This is a genomic window from Serratia sp. SM04 (assembly GCF_040280225.1).
Lineage (GTDB): Bacteria > Pseudomonadota > Gammaproteobacteria > Enterobacterales > Enterobacteriaceae > Serratia > Serratia sarumanii.
This window is the reverse complement of record NZ_JBEOQT010000013.1, coordinates 1-5608: the sequence shown is the minus strand read 5'-3', so window position 1 is coordinate 5608 and position 5608 is coordinate 1. Positions and strand designations below refer to the sequence as shown.

At 52.6% G+C, this 5608-nt stretch carries 5 protein-coding genes, 4 tRNA genes, 1 rRNA gene and 1 other RNA gene; 9 read left to right on the top strand and 2 right to left on the bottom strand.

All coding sequences use genetic code 11. The annotated features are described in order from the left end of the window. The first annotated feature begins 5 nt into the window (after window positions 1-5). The 3 genes from rrf to birA all read left to right on the top strand — a co-directional run bounded on the left by rrf (window position 6) and on the right by birA (window position 2525). Window positions 6-121 (top strand): 5S ribosomal RNA (gene rrf / locus ABTW55_RS14335). 407 nt (window positions 122-528) lie between these two features. Next, window positions 529-1566, top strand: coding sequence for a UDP-N-acetylmuramate dehydrogenase (gene murB / locus ABTW55_RS14330; RefSeq protein WP_033655350.1), 1038 nt, complete (start codon window positions 529-531; stop codon window positions 1564-1566). Further along, window positions 1563-2525: a bifunctional biotin--[acetyl-CoA-carboxylase] ligase/biotin operon repressor BirA gene (birA, locus tag ABTW55_RS14325; RefSeq protein ID WP_033636716.1), complete on the top strand. Its 963-nt coding sequence runs from the start codon at window positions 1563-1565 to the stop codon at window positions 2523-2525. The genes murB and birA overlap by 4 nt, the downstream gene beginning before the upstream one ends. A 47-nt stretch (window positions 2526-2572) precedes the next feature. Here birA and coaA read toward each other — a convergent pair whose 3' ends face one another. Together coaA and ABTW55_RS14315 are read right to left on the bottom strand one after the other, a co-directional pair. Beyond that, window positions 2573-3523, bottom strand: coding sequence for a type I pantothenate kinase (coaA, locus tag ABTW55_RS14320; RefSeq protein WP_033636718.1), 951 nt, complete (start codon window positions 3521-3523; stop codon window positions 2573-2575). A 219-nt stretch (window positions 3524-3742) separates the two neighbouring features. Continuing rightward, window positions 3743-4291, bottom strand: a complete 549-nt coding sequence (locus ABTW55_RS14315) for a GNAT family N-acetyltransferase (RefSeq protein ID WP_033650029.1) — start codon at window positions 4289-4291, stop codon at window positions 3743-3745. 396 nt (window positions 4292-4687) lie between these two features. Here ABTW55_RS14315 and ABTW55_RS14310 point away from each other — a divergent pair. The 6 genes from ABTW55_RS14310 to ABTW55_RS14285 form a co-directional block, all read left to right on the top strand. Continuing rightward, a tRNA-Thr gene (locus ABTW55_RS14310) sits at window positions 4688-4763 on the top strand. A gap of 25 nt (window positions 4764-4788) precedes the next feature. Continuing rightward, window positions 4789-4873, top strand: a tRNA-Tyr gene (locus ABTW55_RS14305). Between the two features lie 46 nt (window positions 4874-4919). Further along, a non-coding RNA gene (locus ABTW55_RS14300) (RtT sRNA) lies at window positions 4920-5035 on the top strand. A gap of 36 nt (window positions 5036-5071) precedes the next feature. After that, window positions 5072-5146, top strand: a tRNA-Gly gene (locus ABTW55_RS14295). Between the two features lie 6 nt (window positions 5147-5152). Next, window positions 5153-5228, top strand: a tRNA-Thr gene (locus ABTW55_RS14290). A gap of 109 nt (window positions 5229-5337) precedes the next feature. Further along, window positions 5338-5608 (top strand): GTP-binding protein (locus ABTW55_RS14285; RefSeq protein ID WP_048955487.1); only part of this gene is annotated, 271 nt, incomplete at its 3' end.

Sequence of the window (5608 nt, the reverse complement as noted above, 5' to 3'; positions counted from 1 at the left end):
ATTTGCCTGGCGGCAATAGCGCGGTGGTCCCACCTGACCCCATGCCGAACTCAGAAGTGAAACGCCGTAGCGCCGATGGTAGTGTGGGGTCTCCCCATGCGAGAGTAGGACACTGCCAGGCATCAAAACAAGCCGAAAGCCCTGAACTGACGTTCAGGGCTTTTTGCTATGGGGAAAATAAATTCCCTGGCTGTATTTATTGCTTATAGAAATACCTCTATTGGCATATGCTGCTTATTTTCATAAGGAAGCATAATGTTTTTTGTCAGAGAAAAAGCTAGCTAAATATATAATTGATAGCTCCAGATTATTATTTAAATAATAAAAATATCTATTTATGAAGATGTTGATGAGAATTATCCGGTTATATCAAGGATAATTCTTAATTCTCCGGTTATATCAAGGATAATTCTTAATTCTCCGGTGTATTAGGCGATAAATTTCACGTTAATTAAAACAAATATTAGCCAGACGCCTCGAATCGAGTAGACTAGGCGAAAGATTATTTCTTTATGGGTACTGAACGTTATGTCTACTGAAAGCGCGTCTTTAAAAAACCACAATACGTTTGCGCTCCCGGTCAACGCAGCGCACCTGATCATCGCCGATAGAATTGAGCTGATGCTCAAAGTGTGGCAACAAACGCGAAAGCGTCAGGAGCCGCTGCTGATTCTCGGTGAAGGTAGCAACGTGCTGTTCCTGGAGGATTTTTCTGGCACGGTAATGGTCAATCAGTTGAAAGGTATCGATGTTCGGGAAGATAACGATGCCTGGTATCTCCACGTTAGCTCCGGTGAAAACTGGCATGACCTGGTGCAATATACGCTGCAGGCCGGGATCTGCGGCCTGGAAAACCTGGCGTTGATTCCTGGATTGGCCGGCTCCGCCCCTATCCAGAACATCGGCGCCTACGGCGTCGAATTGAAAGACGTCTGCGAGTATGTCGATCTGCTGGACTTCTCTACCGGTGCTATCGATCGCATTCCGGCTGCCGAGTGTGGTTTCGGTTACCGGGAAAGCATTTTCAAACACCGTTTCCAAACCGGGCATGTCATTGTCGGGCTGGGCCTGCGTCTCAACAAGCAATGGCAACCCAAATTGAGCTACGGCGATCTGGCCAAGCTGGATCCCGCTACGGTGACGCCGCTTCAGGTATTTGAATCCGTATGCGCCATGCGCCGCAGCAAGCTGCCCGATCCGCGTGAAACCGGTAATGCCGGCAGCTTCTTCAAGAATCCGCTGGTGAACGCAGAGAAAGCCGCAGAACTCATCGCCAAATATCCCGGCATGCCGCACTATCCACAGCAGGATGGCCAGGTGAAGCTGGCCGCCGGATGGCTTATCGATCAATGCGAACTGAAAGGATATCGTATCGGCGGCGCTGCGGTACACCGTCAGCAGGCGCTGGTGCTGGTGAACATCGACAACGCCCACAGCCAGGATGTGGTGGCGCTGGCGCGCCACGTACGCAAGACAGTGGCCGATAAATTTGGCGTCTGGCTGGAGCCTGAGGTGCGTTTTATTGGCGCGACCGGTGAGCTGAATGCCGTGGCGGTGCTGTCATGAAAGATACCAAGGTTCCGTTAAAACTGATCGCGCTGCTGGCCGACGGTGAATTTCATTCCGGGGAACACCTGGGTGAGTCACTGGGCATGAGCCGTGCGGCGATCAATAAGCATATTCAGACCATTCGCGAATGGGGGTTGGATGTCTTTACCGTGCCCGGCAAAGGCTACAGCCTGCCTGGCGCCATCCAACTGTTGGAAGCCGAGCGCATCCTCAGCCTGCTGGAAGACAAGCGTGTAAGCGTGTTGCCGGTGGTCGATTCCACCAACCAATACTTGCTGGACCGCATTGCCGAATTGCACTCTGGTGACGCCTGTGTCGCTGAATACCAGCAGGCAGGGAGAGGGCGCCGCGGGCGGCAGTGGATCTCGCCATTCGGCGCTAATTTATACCTGTCGATGTTCTGGCGACTGGAGCAGGGGCCGGCTGCGGCCATGGGGCTTAGCCTGGTGATCGGGATGGTGATGGCGGAAGTTCTGCAGCGTCTCGGTGCGGCCGATGTGCGCGTGAAGTGGCCTAACGATCTCTATCTGAACGATCGTAAATTGGCGGGGATCCTGGTCGAACTGACGGGGAAAACCGGCGATGCGGCTCAACTGGTCATAGGTGCCGGCATCAACCTGGCGATGCGTGATACCAATGCCAGCGCCATTACTCAAGGATGGATTAACCTACAGGAAGCGGGAATTCAGATCGATCGCAATGAGCTGGCTGCAACCCTGCTTAATGAACTGCGTCAGTCGTTGAAACAGTTTGAGATAGACGGACTGGCGCCCTTTATCGGTCGCTGGCGTACCCTGGATAACTTTATCGACAGGCCGGTCAAGCTGCTTATCGGCGAGCGGCAGATTGTGGGTATCGCCCGAGGAATCGATTCGCAGGGCGCGTTGCTGCTGGAACAAGACGGGGAGATCAAGCCCTTCATCGGTGGAGAGATATCGCTGCGCAGCGCAGAATAGTTAGAGAAAGCAGGGGACGGCAACGTCCCCTGAATCGAACGGTAGGCTTACTTTCTTAAACGCACGCTTTCAACGGCGTGGTTAGCGCTTTTGGTCATGATCAGGCTGGCGCGTTCGCGTGTAGGCAATATATTCTGCTGCAAATTCAACCCGTTAATTTCATTCCATAATTGCGTGGCGATATTAATCGCTTCCGGTTCCGGCAATTTTGAATAGTGATGGAAATAAGAATCGGGATTGGAAAATGCGCCTTGACGGAATTTCAGGAAGCGATTGATATACCAGCTTTGCAATAGCGTCTCCGGAGCATCGACATATATAGAGAAGTCGACAAAATCGGAAACGAATACGCGATGCGGATCGTGAGGATAATCCATGCCGCTTTGCAATACGTTAAGCCCTTCCAGGATCAAAATATCCGGTTGCTCGATGACTTTATTACCTTCGGGCACAACGTCATAGATCAAATGAGAATAAACCGGAGCGGTGACGCGTTTGGCGCCGGATTTCACTTCCGACACGAATTTCACCAGGCTATGCATATCGTAAGACTGCGGGAAGCCTTTTTTCTTCATCAGACCGCGCTCGTTCAGCACCTTATTAGGATGCAAGAAGCCGTCGGTCGTGATCAGCTCCACGCTGCGATGTTCAGGCCAGCGGCTCAGCAACGCTTGCAACAGACGAGCGGTCGTGCTCTTACCAACGGCTACGCTGCCGGCGATGCCGATGACATAGGGAATCTTTTGCCCGTCGGTGCCGAGGAATTGCTCCAGCACCGCCTGTCGGCGCAGGTTGGAACTGATATAGAAGTTCAACAGCCGTGACAGCGGCAGATAAATCTGCGCAACTTCTTCCAACGAGAGATCTTCGTTAATCCCTTTCAGTTTAACGATCTCTTCTTCCGACAACGTCAGCGGCACCGAATCTCGCAACGCCGCCCATTGGGTACGATCGAACTGTAGGTAAGGCGTTGCTAAAGATTGATCTCTTTTTATCATAAGCCAAATTCTGCCTGTTAACGCAGGTTGGGAAAGGCGCCGGACGCCAACTCCAGAGAATAAACAAGCTGCATATTATAGACAGCTTCGTTTTTGGCGTAGACTTTTTTCGCAAAAGTTGTCGATAGGCAGCAGTTTATGTCAATTGTGCGAAGCGGCGCGCAGTTGATAAAGCGGGGTTGCAAGGCGGCATCATCGGGGCCGGATACCGCCTGAAGGTTAACTGGCGATGGCGCGCGAAGGTTGGTTCACGGTGAACAGGCGTTTATAATAAATAACGGTCGGATGGTAATGCCCATCGGGCCCCGCCGCATAATCCGGCAGCTCGCCCAAACAGCGATAACCCAGGCTGCGATAAAGCGCTTCTGCTGCCGAACCGGCCTGCGTATCCAGGTACAATAGCCCGCGTTGCTGCTGCAGCGCTACGTGCTCCAGCGTCTTCATCAGCGCCTGACCTACGCCGTTGCGGCGAGCGCGGCTATGCACCAACAGCTTCACCACCTCCGCACGATTACGGCCGTTCGGCTTCTGACAGAGTTCGAGTTGCACGGTGCCAACGACGCCGCGCTCGTCGCGGGCAATCCACAGCAGCAGTTCACCTTTAGCCAGGGCCGGTCGCAGACTGTGGAAGTAACTCTCGGCGTCTTCGTGAGGGATTAAGGTGTCGTAACCGACAGAAGCGCCGTGCGTGACGGCATCGGTCAACAGGCGGGCTAATTCATCCCGGTAAATCGGCAGCGTAGCGGCGTTGATAGGCACTATTTTCATGAGTCATTCCTCCAGATATGGGGGTAATGAAGAGAAGCAATAACTGAGCCACAGCGGCGAAAGGCATGACGACGGCAAAAGGGTGAGGGATCAGTGTAGCTCACGCCTCGGTCCGGGGCAGGTATCCCCTTTTTGGTGCATCGATCCCGCTCACAGTTTACCGTTGCGGGTTAAGTGTTTTGAGAAGCCCGACACGGAGAAAGCGGCGCTCAAGGCTTGCAAAAAGTGGATAAAATTGTAGAGAATGATTGCCGCGAGTGATGAATGTTTGCACGCCGCAGGCTGCGAATTGCATGACAGTATGCAAAATTGACTGATTTGTGAGCGAAAGTGCGCGTAAAGCAATTTTTTTGTTGCATAGGTCGCCCGCTCTACCTAGAATGCGCTGCACTTGATGCCGGCTTAGCTCAGTAGGTAGAGCAACTGACTTGTAATCAGTAGGTCACCAGTTCGATTCCGGTAGCCGGCACCATTCAAGTCACAAGTAGTTAAAATCTGGTGGGGTTCCCGAGCGGCCAAAGGGAGCAGACTGTAAATCTGCCGTCACAGACTTCGAAGGTTCGAATCCTTCCCCCACCACCAAATCTTGCCTTCGGCGATTAACTGAAATGCGATAAATGCCGCAACGGTTGATAGCGGGAGGAGAGGGCGAAAGCCTTCGGCAAGGTTCGAGCTGTGCAGCGCAAGGCGCAGCCGGCCCGAAGGATGCGAGCCGAGTGATGAACAATCCTGCTCCATCCCAAAATTCTACAGAAAAATCAGGTAGCCGAGTTCCAGGATGCGGGCATCGTATAATGGCTATTACCTCAGCCTTCCAAGCTGATGATGTGGGTTCGATTCCCACTGCCCGCTCCAAGATGTGCTGATATAGCTCAGTTGGTAGAGCGCACCCTTGGTAAGGGTGAGGTCGGCAGTTCGAATCTGCCTATCAGCACCACTTCTTAATTTCTCGCCCCCTGATTTTCTTTCTGTTCTGGATTCAACGAGCAAATGCTTGGTTGATGTGGTGATACCACCGATTTATCCGTGTCTTAGAGGGACAATCGATGTCTAAAGAAAAGTTTGAACGTACAAAACCGCACGTTAACGTCGGTACTATCGGCCACGTTGACCACGGTAAAACTACCCTGACTGCAGCGATCACTACCGTACTGGCTAAAACCTACGGCGGTTCTGCACGTGCTTTCGACCAGATCGATAACGCGCCAGAAGAAAAAGCTCGTGGTATCACCATCAACACCTCTCACGTTGAGTATGACACCCCGACTCGTCACTACGCGCACGTTGACTGCCCAGGGCACGCCGACTACGTGAAAA